We start from the raw sequence: 15626 nt of genomic DNA on the forward strand, positions 1-15626 counted from the left end.
TATCTATGATTAAACCAATCTTATTTCTACTGGCTGTGTTGTTATTATCAGCATGCCAGATTTCAAGTACAGGTACTTCAGATCAAGCTGTTTCAAAACCCAATATTATTTACATTCTTGCTGATGATATGGGTTATGGTGATGTTGAAGCTTATAATCCTGAATGTAAAATACCAACACCAGCCTTAAATAAAATGGCAGATGAAGGCATGATCTTCACAGATGCCCATACGTCTTCGTCGGTTTGTACACCTACGCGATATGGTATATTAACCGGCCGATACAATTGGCGCTCACGCTTAAAAAATGGAGTTCTATGGGGTAAAGACACGGCATTGATTTCCAACAACAGGATGACTGTTGCATCATTGCTTCAGGACAATGGGTATCATACCGCATTTATAGGTAAATGGCATTTGGGTTGGAATTGGGCTATGGATGAATCTGATCAGATAGATTATTCCAAAGAGATTACTAATTCACCAAACGATATTGGATTTGACTACTCCTACGGACATGTTGCTTCATTGGATATTCCGCCTTATGTATATGTTGAAAATCACATGCCAACAGCCATACCTGATACAGTAACCGAAAGTAATCTGCCAAATGGTGGTTGGTGGCGCTTAGGTGACACAGCACCAGATTTTGTGCATGAAGATGTAACACCTAACTTCTTCCGTCGTGCAATTAAATACGTAGAAGAACGTGCCAATAAAGAAAAGCCATTCTTTTTATACCTGCCTTTGCCATCACCACATACACCTATTTTGCCAACAGATGAATGGCAGGATAAAAGTGGTATCAATGCCTATGCAGATTTTGTAATGATGGTTGATGATTACATCCGGCAACTAAATGATGCGATTAAAAACAGCGGTATTGAAAACAATACAATGGTGATTTTCACAACCGATAATGGTTGCTCACCTGCAGCTAATATCAAGGAAATGGAAAAGGCAGGTCACTTTCCGGGAGGACCATACCGCGGTCATAAAGCCGATATTTATGAAGCCGGACACCGTGTACCGTTTATCGTGAAATGGCCGGATGTTGTTACGCCTAAAACACAAAGTGATGAGGTTATCTGCACCACTGATTTATTAGCAACAGTTGCCGACATCATTAATCAAAAACTGGAGGATAACCAGGGAGAAGATAGTTACAGCATATTACCTGTTCTGCAACAACAGAAAATGGATAAGCCCTTAAGGGAGGCCACTATCCATCACTCAATCAATGGTAGTTTTGCCATCAGAAAAGGTGATTGGAAGCTGGCTATGTGTCCGGGATCAGGTGGCTGGAGTTACCCTCGTCCGGGTCAGGACAACATGGATTCTCTGCCTCGTGTACAATTGTTTAATCTGAAAAATGATGCAGGAGAAAAGGTGAATTTATCAGAACAACATCCGGAGAAGGTGAAGGAACTACAGACTTTACTAACTAAAATAATTACAGACGGACGCAGCACTATTGGGGCAACACAAGCCAATGATGGGGCTAAGATATGGAAACAACTTTGGTGGATGTCAGAAGAGTAATGCTAAACCAACATTTAGTATGATTTACAAAGTCCGTCAATTGACGGACTTTGTTATAGACTTATAGATAGTGCTATTTTATCACTTGATTGACATTTCAGGTTTAAACCAATTGTATCTTCAGCGGCGGAATAGGAAAATCCTTCCCTCCTCTTGATGTCCCTTCTTTAATAACTTTCAGACCATTTTGCTCAGACAAACTTGCATCCAGGGCAGCTAATATAGCTGAGCCGGTTGGTGTGCATAATTCCTTGTCAATCGGACCCATTTCACCAGGTAAGTCATGCTTGTCGAAGATAATCTTAGTTGCTGGTGCAGGGACTGGTAAATGACCATGCGAGAAAGTAATATGACCGCCTCCAAAACTTACCGGAGCAATCAATTCAGCTTTTATCGGGGCTTCCAATAGCTGCAATCCCATAGCTGCACCCGTTATATCAATCAGGATATCCTGTGCCTCATGTAAATAAGCATCTTCATGGTGCTCATGATGATGATCTGTATCGTTATGATGATGGTGGTGATGCGCATGGATATGGTCAGTAAGAAAAGTATTCTCCTTATGTGCCTTAATCTCGGCATCAATCAAAACTTGTAAGGCCTTAAAACCAAATTCCTGATAGACTCCTTTGATATCCAATTCAGCAAATATATCCTCTAACAGATGATAAGCTTTATGCCCGGATAAATGACCGTGATTGTGTTTAATATCGATGTGCAGTCGATGAGCTTTATCGTGAGTCAATGATGTGCTGATCGTGGCTTCACCAATCTTTTCAGCTGCCAGTTTCATGGCTTTCAGCATTTGCGACTCATCTGCACCAGCCGAGATCAGTGCCGCAGCAAACATATCACCGGCCATACCTCCTCTTGCATCTATGTATAATTGCATTCAGTTTTAGCTTATAGCTTTCAGCATCGTGCCGTTAGCTTATTAATATTGTTTCTCTACTTTGTATTTGACTGTATTGTTGAATACATCAGGGAAATTGCTTTTAAAAAGTAATTAAAATTTTAGAACCACAGATTGCACTAATTAACACAAATTGTTCCGCAAAGCGGAACTAGAAATTAGAGTAATTCGGGAAATTTGTGGTTAAAAGATAAAAATTGGTCTATCTATATTTTTAAAAGCGATTTCCCTGTTGAATACATGAAGATTAGTGTTTCATCAGAAGCAGTTTTTTGCATTGTGTGAATCATCTCCGTTAATGCGGAGCAAGCTTTGATTCTTATGTCTTGCATCTTGATACTTCATTAAAGAGTAATCTCATCCTCCTCGGTTGTAATACCACGGTTGATAAAAGAGTTATGAGGCTCCAGTGTTTTAATAACATGGCGCATATTATCGACAGCATTATTGCCCGTTAATTCATCATCAGAAGCGGCATGAAGCGGTGCGAAGGATTTATACTTTAATAACTCGATATCTTCAAAGTCTTTTGGAAATCCTTTTGGCGCCATCTTTAGTTTATCCTCAAATTTTTCAGGAAATACTTTTACGAATTCTTTATCCTGAATAATCGCTTTATACTCATCAGCAAAATTATAAATCTCACGACGAATAGCTTTTAATATATCGGCTGGGGGACAATAGCTACCACCAGCAATCATACAAGCGCCTGGCTCAACATGTAAATAGTATCCGGCCATGGTGCTCTTACGGCCTCCTTTGGCAACAAATCCGCCCATATTGGTTTTGTAAGGTGTTTTATCCTTCGAAAAACGGGTATCACGATAAATGCGGAACACGCATTCTTTAGGTGTTAAATCACCAACACTGGGATCAATGTCGTGAACGATATCAATAAACTGTTGCATCGATGCTTCAAACGATGCTTTGGCCTTGTTAAACAATGCCTTATTCTCATTAAACCAGTCGCGGTTATTATTGGCTTTAAGCTGTGTCAGGAAATCAAATACAATTGGGTCTATCATATTTCTTTGGTTTAAATTGATGAAACTGCAAAATACGAATTTAGATGATTAGTTGGAAAAGTATGGATCAATAACCGAAATTGAATGACAGAATAATAATGCTCATGAAGTTTAAGGGTTTGGTGTTAACATAGAAGATATACAATCCACGGCAAACGCATTTAACAATTATAACCACCTCCCCACTTCGTGGTACTCCTCCTTCAAAAGGAGGAGAGTGACATAACCCCGTTCCCCTCCTGAATTTTAGGAAGGGTGCCGTCAGGCGGGGTGGTTTATTTATATTTTAAATGCGTTCACCCTGATATACAACCTTCCTTCACTCATCTTCTGTTTCTTTTCTCTTGTGTTATTAACCAGCGCACATTAATTTTGAAGCAGGGAGAAAATTAAAAACGTTTACCCGATAAACAAATGACAAACTATGCAGTGATTGTAGCCGGTGGTAGCGGCACACGAATGGGAAGTGATATTCCCAAGCAATTCCTTAAGATCAATGACCTGCCGGTATTGATGCACACCATTAACACTTTTCATCAATTTGATGCTTTCATGAAACTGATTCTGGTTTTACCCGAAACTCAGATTGCATACTGGCAGAACTTGTGCATGGAACATCGTTTTAATGTACCTCATGCAATTACCAATGGAGGATCAACACGTTTTGAGAGTGTCAAAAATGGTTTGTCTTTGGTCGAAACACCAGCCTTAATTGGAATTCATGATGGGGTTCGTCCCTTTGTATCACCCGACACCTTAAGAAGGTGTTACCATCACGCTAAAGCTTTAGGCAATGCTATTCCTGTTTTGGATGCCTATGAATCAATCCGCCAGATTGATGAGGATTGCAGTAAAGCCTTAGACCGTTCAACTATTAAACTGGTGCAAACCCCACAGGTATTTCATTCCGATGTGTTATTTCCGGCCTATGAACAGCCTTACAGTCCTTTGTTTACCGATGATGCCTCGGTGGTGGAAGCCTATGGAAAAACGATTCATTTAGTAGCCGGAAATCGTGAGAATATTAAAATTACCACACCCTTTGATTTGGTTTTGGCAGATGCATTTATAAAAGCTGGCTTTGAAGAGGTGGAAGGTGATGAGGAGCCTGGGCTTGAAATGGCATAGTCAGAGGAGAGTCAGAATTGTAAGGTCATGTTCTGAAGATAAAATCATTGATGAGGAGGGAGAAATAAGAGTTCCGGGTTTGGGGTTTTTTAGTGAGTTAAGTGTTCAGGGTTCAAAGTTTATGACGGAGGACAGAAGACGGAAGACCGGAGGGAAAAAGGTTGGAGAGTTCAGGTTTCAGGGTTTAAAGTTTTGAGTTAGAAGTTGTGGAAATGTCTTTTTTACGCTGCTGTAATTGCCCGGAACGACGGTAAAGATGAATTTTACGATGCTCAAGGTGTCTTAAACCTTGCTCGTGGTACCTGGGAAGACGATTCACGTTCCTTTTTACTATGCTGTGGTTGCCCGGAACGATGTTAAAGATGAACTTTACGATGCTCAAGGTGTCTTGAACCTTGCTCGTGGTGCCTGGGAAGACGATTCACGTTCCCTTTTACTATGCTGTGGTTGCCCGGAACGATATTAAAGATGAATTTTACGATGCTCACGTTACCTTGGATCATGGTCGCGATGCCTGGCAGACAGCTCGCAGTCCCTTTTGCCATGCTGTGGTTGACCAGAATGATGGTAAAGGTGGATTTTACGCTGCGCAAGGTGGCTTGGACCTTGGTCGGGTTCCCTGGCGCTCATTTAGCTGAGCGTTATGTGGTGAGATCGTGGTGAAATAGATTGTAATTTGCATGAGCGATTGTTGTTTATCTATAATATGTAAATGTTAATCAATGTATATGGCCTGTTAATCAATATTTCAGGGAGTTATTTGGCATTTAAAAACAGCCGCAATAATTTCAATTGTTATTAACCAAATAAAATCCAATGTAATGAATAAAATTCAACAGAATCACAAATCAATGTTCAATGCCGTTAGCGATAGCTTTAAAAAATACGGTGATGTATTAAATACCAATCCTGCCATTGCCAGTAACCTGGTGGTGTTTGACCAGCGCATGAATCAACTGGAAAATTTGATTATGCTACAGGCCGGCCACGCTGTTGGGCGCAGTGAATTAAAGCAAAAAGAGGAAGCTGAAATGATTCAGGAAACCATTCAGATCGCTGCCATATTGTATGTATATGCCATCGACAATAATCTACCTGAGTTGCAGGCAAAGGTGAGCATAAGTCCGTCGATGCTTCAGAATATGAGTGCCGAGCAGTTGAAAGCAACTTGTCTGAATATCCACGCCCTAGCCGAAGAGCACGTGGATGTATTTGAAAATTATGGCAGTACGCCCGAAAAGGTGGATGATCTTAAGAAAGAGATTGATGATTTTGTTGAGGTGATATCGGCACCACGTTCGGCCATTGTAACCCGCTCGCAAGCCACCTATCAGATGAAAGTGGTGTTCGCAGAAATTAATGAGTTGCTGAAAAACAAGATTGATAAACTGATGTTGTTGTTTGAACAAAGTCATCCCGAGGTTTATCGTAATTATAAGTCGGCACGCATAATCGTTGACCTGAGTAAGGCCCAAAAGCAGGAAGTGGAAGAGGAGTTTGAGCAGGAATAAAAGTCAGTACCATTAAGTAATGAGGTTCAATAGTTATACAGTTGAAAAGCCTGGTGAAAACCGGGCTTTTTTTTGTAAAGAACATTAGTGTGTCGATATGTTGAGTTGAAAAACATGCTGTTAGTGGTTAAAATATCTGACCGATAAGCATGGAGGAGTCAGTTTTTTATGTTTCTTTATGCGTCTTTTTTAAGATAATCGGGAATTATTATAATAAGGGAATGTAGCTGGGTGAGAGGCCGGAATGGGTTTGTTGTGTCCTGTTGTGAAATGGGAAGAGGGAATAGAAAGGCAGAAGTGAAAGAAGTCCGAAGGGAGACGGCGGGAAAAGTTTTGGGTTTAGAGTTTAAGAGTTGACGGAAGACCGGGGACGGGAGACGGAAGAGTAAAGAATATCAAAGTGGTGATTTGTCGAGATGTGAAGGTTCTGGGTTCCGGGTTCTGAGTTGGAGAGTTGACGGAAGAACGTGGACAGAGGTGTTGAGAGGTGAGAATAGAGCGATGAGATGGTGAGCAGAACGAGCGATAGGCGAAGTTGGAGGCTTTGTTGGAGAATTTACCCTAAATCCCTAAAGGAACTTTGGTTGACAGCTTGATATCCCTAACCCTTGAAGGGGAACTGATTTACAGCTTGGATATATGGGCTGGTTCCCTTTAGGAAGTGAAGGGTGCGGGCCGGAAGGTGAAAACAATAAAAACTAAATAATAATAACACGCACGATGCACCAAGCACAGTGCACTAAAAGAAAAACAATGAAAAAACTAACGACTTTAATTTTAATGGGAATGTTTTGGGGAGCTACTTGTGGGCAGGAAGTTATTAATAATAAGTTAATTGTCAACAATGGGTCAAATACACTTAATGCTCATTCTTTTTCAGGTATCAGTTTAAAATCTATTGATAACGGAATGATTTCCATATTGACACCTAATACAAAGGTATCATATATGGGATTTGGAGATTCTGATGATTCATATGTTGGAGGAATGCAATACGAACATGCTTTTGATAGACTTGTTTTCCGAGCAAATAACCATACCAATGATTTAACTATAAATCATAACGGTAATATTGGAATTGGTACGAATTCACCAAGTACAAAGCTTGATATTAATGGCGATATGTCGTGGAATGGTGCACTAAAATTTAATAGTGTATCAGGTGATAGGCGTAATTTTTACCATAATACTACCTCAACCAATAGTCATAATTACATGATATGGCAAAATAATGGGATGTTTATTGGCGCCCCAGCAATTACAATTCGAACAAATGGTGGGGTAGCAGGCATAGGCGTTGATAGATTAAAAATAGATGAGGATGGCAATGTTGGTATTGGAACATCCAATCCCTTAAACAGATTGCATTTATATGGTCCAAGTGGAAATCATACTTTAAGAATCGGGAGAGATAATGGTTACTGGTTATCAATAGGTAACCTTGGAGGAAATCCAAATACTGCAAAAATTAGAGTTGGCGATACTGATTCATATAATGATGCTCTTTCAATAGTTCTTAGTACTGGCGGAGGTTATCGTAGAGGAGATATCGGCATTGGCACCACAACTCCTTCCGCCAAACTCGATGTTGCAGGCAATATCAAAGCACAAGAAATAGAAGTGACACTAGCCAGCATTAACGATATGCAACTTAACGGCACCCTGGCAGCCAACAATATCACCTACACAGCCAATGGCAACACTGCAGACTTTGTATTTGAAGACAACTACCACTTAAAAGATTTATCTGAAGTAGAAGCCTTTATAAAAGCCAATAAGCACTTACCTGAAATACCCTCGGCTGCCGAGATGGAAGAGGCGGGTGTGAATCTGGCAGAGATGAATAAGCTGCTTTTGATGAAGGTGGAAGAGTTGACGTTGTATGCGATTGAGAAGGATAAGGAAGTAGAGAGTTTAGAGTTTAAAGTTGAGGAGTTGAGTGAGGACAGAAGACGGGTGACGGAAGAGTTGAGAGATGAGAATAGAGCGATGAGAAGTGAGATGGAAGAATTGAGGAAGATGGTGATGAAGTTGGTTAAGACTTCAAACCAAACCCCTAACCCCTAAAGGGGAACTGATTTACAGCTTGGTTATGTGGGCCGATATCCCTTTAGGCAGGGTGCGAGGTGAAAGAAACAAGTTAAGCAATTCAGGTATGGCTGATTCGGTTGAGAGAAATATGTTTTATGGGGCTAAGCCTCACATTTTTCAAAAAGCTAAAACTTTACGTGAGAATATGACAGAGGCAGAGAAAGTTCTTTGGGCAAAAGTGTCTAACAAACAATTGGGTTATCGATTTAAAGCTCAACACCCAATAGACATTTTTATAGCCGATTTTTATTGTCATGAATTAAGGCTTGTTGTTGAGGTTGATGGAGGGATTCACGATGAGGTTGATCAGATAGCCTATGATGAAGGCAGAACGAATGAACTGGAAGGGTTTGGCATTAAGGTGATTCGCTTTACCAATCAAGAGGTCAATTTTCAATTAGATAAGGTTTTAGCTCAGCTATCAAATATATGTGAAGAACGAAAATTAGAACTTGATTAATGACATGCGCGCTGCTTTCCCCTTTAGGGGGCAGGGGTGCGCGATGGAAAGCAAAAAAGAAAATTAATAAATGTAAATAACATGCACTGCGCACCAGGCACAGTGCACTAAAACTACAAAATGAAAAAACTAAGTACTTTAATTTTGATGATAGTGGTTTGTGGGGCTGTTTGGGGACAGACGAATCAATATCCTACAACTGGTAATGTTTCCATATTTCAGGGAGCTTCTGGAGTTAGATCATATGATGTATTTAATTATAACAGTACGATTGTCTCACGATTAGAAGCTGCCGCAGATAAATCCGGACAGCTGTGGTTAAAAAATGCATCAGGAGATGTTAAGGTGTATTTCAAAACGAATGGCAATCCTTCTTACATTATGAATAATCTTGGCATTGGAACGTCAAATCCAACTGGGAAATTACACGTTTCATCTTCAACCGATGGTGATGCAATTTTTTTGTTGGAAGCAGATACCGATAATAATAATGAAAGTGATAACCCCATGATTCAACTAAGACAAGACGGGGGTACATTGGGTATTAATATGGGATTTAATGAAAGTGTTTTTGGTGGTAATATTTTTGGAATTGGCAGAAAGTATAGCAATAAGGAGTACAATAATGTACTATTAATGAATACAGCTAACGGAAATATCTCAATCGGCAAATCACCAACTAATGCTAAACTTGAGGTAGCAGGTAATATCATATTTGATGATCCTAATAAAACAGATGATTGGAATTTAATATGGCAATGTGGTTTTTTCGAAGGTCATAATAAGCCAAATTCTCCTGAAGCAAATCAATGGTATTGGGGTATAAATATGGGACATGGGAGTAATAATCCTGATTATAGATATGGAGGACAAATAGCAATAAGAAACTCGTCTACTACTCCAACGATGTATTTTAGGAGCAGAGATAAAAATGGAGATGGATATTGGGCAAAAGTACTTCACAATAAAGGAAATCAGAGGATAGAAGGTAATTTAACTATCAATGGTCAAATATTTTCTGAAGAAATCGAGGTTAAGGATATTGCTGCTAACAACATTACCTACACCGCCAGTGGCAATACCGCCGACTTCGTTTTCGAAGACAACTACCAATTAAAAGACCTTACCGAAGTAGAAGCCTATATAAAGGCTAATAAGCACTTACCGGAAATTCCTTCTGCATCAGAGATGGAAGAGGCGGGTGTTAACCTGGCAGAGATGAATAAGCTGCTCTTGATGAAAGTTGAGGAGTTGACACTTTATTCGATTGAGCAGGAGAAGAAGATTGAAGAGAGAGATGAGAAAGTAGAGAGTTTAGAATTGAAAGTTGAGGAGTTGAGTGAGGACAGAAGGCGGGAGACAGAAGAGATGAAAGAGCGTTTGGCAAAGTTGGAGGCTTTATTCGTAGAATAATATTAATCAAATCTAAATAGTAAAATGAAAAAAATAACAACGTTAATTGTGTTGAGTTGGATTGGATCTCTTGTTTGGAGTCAAACAGAAGATTTATCGATTAATCACAGGTGGTATACCCACAATACATCCAGTACGAATGCTGGAAAATGGACAAAGATAGCTGAGTGTCAAGTTACAGCTGCCTATCAGGATTTTGGAACCACCTTTGAATTGTATGCTAACAGTGGTGGTGATTCAAGGATGTATTATGGCAAATTAGTAACAAGATTTAAGAATCAAAATAGTACAGCCAAACCGGTAAATTTTGCTAAGTTGGTATTGTTAAATTCTAATATTGATCCAAATAATATTAAAGCTGTTCGTAATGATGTAAAAGTTGAAGTTTATATTAAAATACCACCATCTCATACTCGATTTTATTACCGTCCTATTGTTAATGGGGCATCTGCGATGACGCCTTTATTAACCCAGAACTTCCATAATGAATTACCGCAAGGAGATTTAGTTATCGATTGCGAGACAGGTGAATCTAATTTTAAGGAATTTAACTTGAATAGCTTAAAAGTATTAAATGAGCTTGAAGTAGGAGAAACTACTCTTAATAAAATTCAATTGGCAACTTATTCTTGGTCTGGAAGCCATGGTATACTTTTTAATTCATATAAAGATGTTTATCAGAATGGTTGGTTGGCTAAAAATACCAGATATGCCAATAATGTTGGCTCTTATGGAAGTGGTGCTGGAGCTATCTTCTTTTATGGAAATGGCGGAACAATGGATTTCTGTATCTCTCCAAATTCTACGGGGAAAGATGACCCGGTGGATTGGGGTGATCCTAAATTAAGGATATATCGAAATGGGAATATTGCAATAGGTAAATCTTCAGCTGACGCTAAACTTGACGTCGCCGGCAATATCAAAGCCCACGAAATAGAAGTGACCCTTGCCAGTATTAATGATATGCAACTCAACGGTACCCTGGCCGCCAACAACATTACCTACACGCCCAATGGCAACACTGCTGACTTTGTATTCGAAGATAATTACTACTTAAAAGATCTTAGCGAAGTAGAAGCTTTTATAAAAGCCAATAAACACTTGCCGGAAATACCCTCGGCTGCTGAGATGGAGGAAGCTGGTGTGAACCTGGCAGAGATGAATAAGCTGCTTTTGATGAAGGTGGAGGAGTTGACGCTTTATGCGATAGAGAAGGATAAAGAAGTAGAGAGTTTAGAGTTTAAAGTTGTGGAGTTGATGGAGAACAGAAGACGAGTGACAAAAGAAATAGAGAAAGTAAGAGAAGATAGGAGAGCATTTGAAGAACGATTAGAAATATTAGAATCATTACTAATTAAATAAATCAAAATGAAAAAAGTAACAAGTTTAATTTCAATATTTTTAATTGCTGTGTCGGTTTTGGGGCAATGGAATCAAACAGGGAATAACAATTCATCAGGGGATCTCACAATTGGAAATATTAACAACAATACGTATTCAAAGATTGTGCTTAGAGGACCAAATCAGCCATTGGGTATTGAAAGTAAAAGGGACTTAATATTTGATTTCTATTATGCTGGAAAATCGATTTTGAGATCTTACAGAGGTTCTTCTTGGGATACATATATGCAACTTATTACAACCAATTCAGCGAATCAGGAAGTACTTAGTATGCATCTTAATGGAAATGGTAAAGTTGGATTAGGTACTGATTCGCCTACTGCACATTTGCATCTGAATGTACCTTCAATATCAGGTGTAGAGAAAGCTTTCAAGGTACAGATAAGTGATGCAGTTTCAGATTATTTTCAGATACAGAATGGGACTGGAGTACACAATCAATTTATACCTCGTTTGCTTGGTTATAGAGAATCAGATAATCGAACTGTTATGGGCTTATCCGCAGAAGTGCCAGATGCCAATGATACTGGTTCTAATCCAATGCTAGCATTTGATGCACGGCGAGTTGGAGGGAAAATCCTTAATAGGCCTTTATTTCAATGGAATAGTTACACAACCAATTATATGACGATGTCAGCTACTGGGGCTTTAGGTATTGGAACAACTAGTCCAAACGGAAAGTTAGAGGTAAGGGGTTCGATAAATTACTCACTAAATGATCAAGTTAAAACTATTGTCCATACAAGCGGAGATGGTAATTCTTATTTCAATTACATTGGAGGTGCTTCTAATTCTCGTATTGGTTTTCAGATAGATGGAAGTAGTAAAATGTCCATCATGAATAATGGAGATATCGGGATAGGTACTATCCCCTCTGCCAAACTCGATGTCAACGGTGATATAAAAGCACACGAAATAGAAGTTACCCTCGCAAGCATTGATGATATGCAACTTAATGGCACTCTTGCCGCCAATAATATTACCTACACTGCCAATGGCAATACCGCCGACTTTGTTTTCGAAGAGAACTATCAATTAAAAGACCTTTCTGAAGTAGAAGCTTTTATTAAAGCCAATAAGCACTTACCTGAAATACCCTCTGCTGCCGAAATGGAAGAGGCTGGTGTTAACCTGGCAGAGATGAATAAGCTGTTATTAATGAAGGTGGAGGAGTTGACGCTTTATTCTATTGAGTTAGAGAAGAAAGTTATGGAAGAAAGAAAAGAGCGCAGAGGGGAGTTGGTACAAGCTCTTAAAACGGAGGAAGAAAAGCGCAAAGTTCTTGAGGGGAGATTAAATCAAATGGAAAAAATACTAATTGACTTAAAAAAATAGAAATGAAAAGATATTTATTAATATCAATGTTACTTTATTGCATCACCCCAATATTTGCTCAATATCTGAGAACAGATGGTACAAATGTAATGACAGGAGGATTACGAATTCGAAGAGAAGGCTCATCTTCAATTGAGCTGGAGTCAACATCTGCGGCTTTTATTGACTTTAAGCATAGTCACAGTGCGGATTACAATGGGCGTATTATTTGGAACTATGGTAATTCAAATCGTTTCGATATCTATGGAAAAGTTAATTTTAAACATGATGTTTTCGCACAATCCATTCAACTGACTAATGATCTTACTGTGGCAGGCATTATAAATGGCAAAACACAATTGCTAGATGATCCAAATTCCACCGAAGACTGGAATACAATTTGGCAGAGTGGTTTCTTTCAGGCTCATCAAAAGGCAAATGCTCCCGAAGGAGACAATTGGTTTTGGGGAATAAACTTAGGGCATAGCAGTAATAATAGTAATTATAGATATGGTGGACAAATCTTGATTAAGAATGCTACGAATACGCCAATAATGTATTTCAGAAGCCGGGATAAAAATGGAGATGGTATCTGGGCTAAAGTTCTTCATAATAAAGGAAACCAACGCATAGAAGGAAACCTGACTGTTAATGGAGTTTTTAATTCAGAAGAGGTAAAAGTGGAGACAATTGCCGCCAACAACATTACCTATACCACCAATGGCAATACCGCCGACTTTGTATTTGAAGACAACTACCACTTAAAAGATTTATCGGAAGTAGAGGCTTTTATAAAAACCAATAAACATTTACCGGAAATACCCTCGGCTGATGAGATGGAAGAAACGAGTGTTAACCTGGCAGAGATGAATAAGCTGTTGCTGATGAAGGTAGAGGAGTTGACGCTTTATTCGATTGAGCAAGAGAAACGGTTAGAGATAAAGGACAAAGAGATGGACGATTTAAAGAAGCGATTAGAAAAGGTGGAAAAATTTATAAATCAATTATAACTAACTATGAAAAAAGTATTTCTATTATTTGCTCTTATTTTATTGTACAGCTACTCTTTCTCTCAAGATCCTGTTACTGTTATTAATCCAAACAATTCTTCGGCAAATGTAAGTCTCAATTGGCATAATAATGTTGCAAGAATTAGGATTGGTGGGGAAGGTTTAGGGGCTACAAATGGACTAGATATCCAAGGGCCTGGAAACAAAAGCTTACTTCGTTTATACGATAACGGAAATGTTGGTGTTGGTCTGTCGCCGTTATATAAGTTTGATGTTAATGGTTATACCAGAACAAAGCGCCTTTACCTTTATTCTGGAGGAGGTATATACTCTCTGTATAATGATAACTTCATACTTAACGATCATAGCAATGGCAATGTTACTCTAAGTGCAGCGGGAGGAAATCTCTATTTGGGATATGCCAATACCAATAGAATTCTTCTTAGACAAGGTCTATATTCTCATGGAGGAACACAACAGATCCTTCATTCAGATGGGTATATATATCAAACTATGGCTGGAGTTAATAACTATTTCGCTGGTAAAATTGGTATAGGAAACAATTCACCTGTTGCAATGGTGGAAATCAACAACCCTTACTCTGGAGGTACACCTGGATTTGTTTTAAACAATACATGGAAAGAAAATAGTTCTGACTTTACGAAGAATAGCCCTTTTATTATTCGAAGACATAATTCTAATAATGAAGCATTAGCGTCATTTGTTCAGGATGGAAGAGCTCATTTCGTATATCAGAATGATGAATATGCAAGTGGTATTGAGTTTCGTTTAATAAATACGGATATAGAAAATTCGGATGGTTCCCGTTCATCAGACAGAACTGTAATGACAATTAGTAGCGGTCAAAATTACGGTCAGGTTAAGGTTGATGGTAAAGTATTGGCTGAAGAAGTTGAAGTGAAATTAATCGCAAGTAACGATATAGAACTCAACGGTACCTTGACTGCCAATAACATTACTTACACCGCCAATGGCAATACCGCCGACTTTGTTTTCGAAGACAGTTACCACCTAAAAGACCTCTCAGAAGTAGAAACTTTTATAAAAGCTAATAAGCACTTACCGGAAGTACCCTCGGCAGATGAAATGGAAGAAGCCGGTGTTAACCTGGCGGAGATGAATAAGCTGCTATTGATGAAAGTGGAAGAGTTAACGCTTTATTCCATAGAGCAGGAGAAAAAGATTGAGGAGTTGAGTGAGGACAGAAAGCGAGTGGCCGAAGTGGAAAGTGCACTAAACAAGGCATACAATGCGCTTAAAGAAGAAGCTGAAAGGCGACATAGTCTTGAAGAGCGATTAAACCAGATGGAAGAAATATTAACTAATCTAAATAAGCAATAAGATGAGGAAAATACTATTGGTATTATTAGCCTGCATGGCGATAGGAACATATGCCGAAGCACAATCGTTTGAGGTGCAATACACCTACGATGCTTCAGGGAACCGTATTAAAAGAAAAGTGGTTGAGGTTACTTTAAAAAGTGCCAAAGCTGCCACCAAGGATGATTTTCTGCCGGTTGAAGAGAGCTGGAGTGAACGCAAGGTGAGTATTTACCCCAACCCAACCCATGGTAACCTGAAAGTGAACATTACAGGCGGGGATGCCGAAGTGAGTTATTCTTACGAGCTGTATAACTCGGCAGGTAATAAGGTAAAGAACGGACAGATCATCAGCCATGGTGATAATCCAATCCCAATGGAAAGCTTAAGCCCTGGCGTATATATTCTGATATTACAGACCAATGAAGAAAAGCTGACTTATAAAATCATTAAAAAGTAAGACCTAAACCAGATTAAA

Annotated in this window: 14 protein-coding genes; 12 read left to right on the forward strand and 2 right to left on the reverse strand. The window is 39.1% G+C overall.

Translation table 11 applies throughout. From position 1 onward, the window contains the following. Positions 1-5: 5 nt before the first annotated feature. Positions 6-1541, forward strand: coding sequence for a sulfatase family protein (locus AC4MRQ_RS05005; RefSeq protein WP_491196555.1), 1536 nt, complete (start codon positions 6-8; stop codon positions 1539-1541). 103 nt (positions 1542-1644) lie between these two features. Here the strand turns inward: AC4MRQ_RS05005 and larC are convergent, their stop codons facing one another. Both larC and AC4MRQ_RS05015 read right to left on the reverse strand, forming a co-directional pair. After that, a complete protein-coding gene (larC, locus tag AC4MRQ_RS05010) occupies positions 1645-2433 on the reverse strand; it encodes a nickel insertion protein (protein ID WP_491196556.1) in 789 nt (262 codons plus the stop codon). Between the two features lie 365 nt (positions 2434-2798). Then, positions 2799-3479 carry a DUF2461 domain-containing protein gene (locus AC4MRQ_RS05015; protein WP_491196557.1) on the reverse strand — a complete coding sequence of 227 codons (681 nt, stop codon included), beginning with the start codon at positions 3477-3479 and terminating at the stop codon, positions 2799-2801. A gap of 414 nt (positions 3480-3893) precedes the next feature. Here AC4MRQ_RS05015 and AC4MRQ_RS05020 point away from each other — a divergent pair, with 414 nt between their 5' ends. The 11 genes from AC4MRQ_RS05020 (at position 3894) to AC4MRQ_RS05070 (ending at position 15608) form a co-directional block, all read left to right on the forward strand. Beyond that, complete coding sequence (locus AC4MRQ_RS05020) at positions 3894-4607, forward strand: 2-C-methyl-D-erythritol 4-phosphate cytidylyltransferase (protein WP_491196558.1); 714 nt, start codon at positions 3894-3896, stop codon at positions 4605-4607. Positions 4608-5011: 404 nt separating this feature from the next. Next, complete coding sequence (locus AC4MRQ_RS05025; RefSeq protein WP_491196559.1) at positions 5012-5245, forward strand: hypothetical protein; 234 nt, start codon at positions 5012-5014, stop codon at positions 5243-5245. Between the two features lie 183 nt (positions 5246-5428). Then, entirely contained in the window at positions 5429-6118 is a 690-nt protein-coding gene (locus AC4MRQ_RS05030) for a hypothetical protein (RefSeq protein ID WP_491196560.1), read from the forward strand. A gap of 753 nt (positions 6119-6871) precedes the next feature. Further along, positions 6872-8185 carry a hypothetical protein gene (locus AC4MRQ_RS05035; RefSeq protein WP_491196561.1) on the forward strand — a complete coding sequence of 438 codons (1314 nt, stop codon included), beginning with the start codon at positions 6872-6874 and terminating at the stop codon, positions 8183-8185. A gap of 88 nt (positions 8186-8273) precedes the next feature. Next, a complete protein-coding gene (locus AC4MRQ_RS05040; RefSeq protein WP_491196562.1) occupies positions 8274-8669 on the forward strand; it encodes an endonuclease domain-containing protein in 396 nt (131 codons plus the stop codon). A gap of 120 nt (positions 8670-8789) precedes the next feature. Then, on the forward strand, positions 8790-10082 hold the full coding sequence (locus AC4MRQ_RS05045) for a hypothetical protein (protein WP_491196563.1): 1293 nt from the start codon (positions 8790-8792) through the stop codon (positions 10080-10082). A gap of 24 nt (positions 10083-10106) precedes the next feature. Continuing rightward, on the forward strand, positions 10107-11444 hold the full coding sequence (locus AC4MRQ_RS05050) for a hypothetical protein (RefSeq protein WP_491196564.1): 1338 nt from the start codon (positions 10107-10109) through the stop codon (positions 11442-11444). A 6-nt stretch (positions 11445-11450) separates the two neighbouring features. Further along, positions 11451-12818, forward strand: coding sequence for a hypothetical protein (locus AC4MRQ_RS05055; protein WP_491196565.1), 1368 nt, complete (start codon positions 11451-11453; stop codon positions 12816-12818). Positions 12819-12820: 2 nt separating this feature from the next. Then, positions 12821-13807, forward strand: coding sequence for a hypothetical protein (locus AC4MRQ_RS05060; protein ID WP_491196566.1), 987 nt, complete (start codon positions 12821-12823; stop codon positions 13805-13807). A 6-nt stretch (positions 13808-13813) separates the two neighbouring features. Next, complete coding sequence (locus AC4MRQ_RS05065) at positions 13814-15169, forward strand: hypothetical protein (RefSeq protein WP_491196567.1); 1356 nt, start codon at positions 13814-13816, stop codon at positions 15167-15169. 1 nt (position 15170) lies between these two features. Next, on the forward strand, positions 15171-15608 hold the full coding sequence (locus AC4MRQ_RS05070) for a T9SS type A sorting domain-containing protein (protein ID WP_491196568.1): 438 nt from the start codon (positions 15171-15173) through the stop codon (positions 15606-15608). Positions 15609-15626: the final 18 nt, after the last annotated feature.

It is taken from the genome of Carboxylicivirga sp. (assembly GCF_982718395.1).

Coding starts and splice junctions, on each gene's coding strand:
- AC4MRQ_RS05005 (WP_491196555.1), top strand. CDS start 6: ATGATTAAACCAATCTTATTTCTACTGGCTGTGTTGTTATTATCAGCA.
- larC (WP_491196556.1), bottom strand. CDS start 2,433: ATGCAATTATACATAGATGCAAGAGGAGGTATGGCCGGTGATATGTTT.
- AC4MRQ_RS05015 (WP_491196557.1), bottom strand. CDS start 3,479: ATGATAGACCCAATTGTATTTGATTTCCTGACACAGCTTAAAGCCAAT.
- AC4MRQ_RS05020 (WP_491196558.1), top strand. CDS start 3,894: ATGACAAACTATGCAGTGATTGTAGCCGGTGGTAGCGGCACACGAATG.
- AC4MRQ_RS05030 (WP_491196560.1), top strand. CDS start 5,429: ATGAATAAAATTCAACAGAATCACAAATCAATGTTCAATGCCGTTAGC.
- AC4MRQ_RS05035 (WP_491196561.1), top strand. CDS start 6,872: ATGAAAAAACTAACGACTTTAATTTTAATGGGAATGTTTTGGGGAGCT.
- AC4MRQ_RS05040 (WP_491196562.1), top strand. CDS start 8,274: ATGGCTGATTCGGTTGAGAGAAATATGTTTTATGGGGCTAAGCCTCAC.
- AC4MRQ_RS05045 (WP_491196563.1), top strand. CDS start 8,790: ATGAAAAAACTAAGTACTTTAATTTTGATGATAGTGGTTTGTGGGGCT.
- AC4MRQ_RS05050 (WP_491196564.1), top strand. CDS start 10,107: ATGAAAAAAATAACAACGTTAATTGTGTTGAGTTGGATTGGATCTCTT.
- AC4MRQ_RS05055 (WP_491196565.1), top strand. CDS start 11,451: ATGAAAAAAGTAACAAGTTTAATTTCAATATTTTTAATTGCTGTGTCG.
- AC4MRQ_RS05060 (WP_491196566.1), top strand. CDS start 12,821: ATGAAAAGATATTTATTAATATCAATGTTACTTTATTGCATCACCCCA.
- AC4MRQ_RS05065 (WP_491196567.1), top strand. CDS start 13,814: ATGAAAAAAGTATTTCTATTATTTGCTCTTATTTTATTGTACAGCTAC.
- AC4MRQ_RS05070 (WP_491196568.1), top strand. CDS start 15,171: ATGAGGAAAATACTATTGGTATTATTAGCCTGCATGGCGATAGGAACA.